Source organism: Testudinibacter crocodili, assembly GCF_006228025.1.
Taxonomy (GTDB): Bacteria; Pseudomonadota; Gammaproteobacteria; order Enterobacterales; family Pasteurellaceae; genus Chelonobacter.
This window is the reverse complement of the sequence record NZ_VDHF01000108.1, coordinates 1-1121: the sequence shown is the minus strand read 5'-3', so window position 1 is coordinate 1121 and position 1121 is coordinate 1. Positions and strand designations below refer to the sequence as shown.

Genomic DNA, 1121 nt, shown 5'->3' with positions numbered 1-1121 from the left:
GCTAAAGGCTGCCTGAAACCGAACAACAGCCGTTTTTTAAAACAATCCGTTACACTTGATTTTTCTTATCAATGGATTGCCGAACGCCCTTATGGCGTGCATAGCTCAAGTTCGGCAATAACGGCTGTCCATTTCAGGTAGCCTTTGGTAGCAGGTGCGTAACTTCAGTTATAAATCAAATGTAAAAAAGGCACAAGTTGCAAACTTGCGCCGTGGGAGGTGTTTATAATCTTTGAACTGTTGACGCTGCTGAGGTTGCCGAACCCAATGGTTGCAGACTGTTTTTTTTGCGGTGTATTGTTTTGCTCCGCCATTGCTGTGCCCTTTCAAATAAATCATTGCCGGAATTACCGATCACGATATAGACCCGCGTCTTTAAGGTTTTGGATATACTGCGGCATACCCACTTTATTAACCTCTTCGATATACTGCGGCAAAATCACTTGCGGGATATTCTTCCGCTCCAAACGCACCTCGTCCATCCGCGCTTTATGCTTGCGGTAATCCGCCATCGATTTTACCACCGGGCGCTTGGAACACAGCTTGAGGCTTTTATCCATCAGCTCAAAATCCCGCTTGATCAGTTTATCCTCGTCGGAGGTGCCGTAATCAATAAACAACTGGTTACAGGCCAGGAAATGAACCGTGATGTTGGATCCTTTACCTAAGTCCGTGCCGATATTCGGCGGTGGCAGGGGGACGATGGCGGTGTAGGTTTCGTTATATTGTTTAATAATTCTTACTTCTTCTTGATTTAACCCCCCCCCTTTTTCCCGCGGATAAAAGCTTGCCCCCCATTGGGAATAGGGAGTGATACGCCAATGCACTCTTACCGTCAAGCCCGGCCGCCAGGTGGCAGGGATTGTCATGCCCCCGCAAGTAGAACCGCCGCCCCAGCGCCGTTTGCCCACTTGGTCTAAGGCCACACCGCTGGTATTGGGAATACAGCCGCCATTCACATTGCCGCCCAATACACTTTCATAAGTGTAAACCAAGGCCTCTACCGGCGCAAAATAAGATTCGTTCTTCCCGCCGACGATGCCGACAAAAGGCTGGTAGGCACTGCTGCAAGCGCTTAGCCCCAGCAGTATGCCGCACGATACAAGCATGGTTTTATTCAT

General features: G+C 49.1%; 1 protein-coding gene. It reads right to left on the bottom strand.

Features of this window, described 5'->3' with window-relative positions:
* Positions 1-347: 347 nt before the first annotated feature.
* On the bottom strand, positions 348-1121 hold a 774-nt coding region (locus tag FHQ23_RS11010), incomplete at its 5' end, for a DUF3304 domain-containing protein (RefSeq protein ID WP_139614368.1).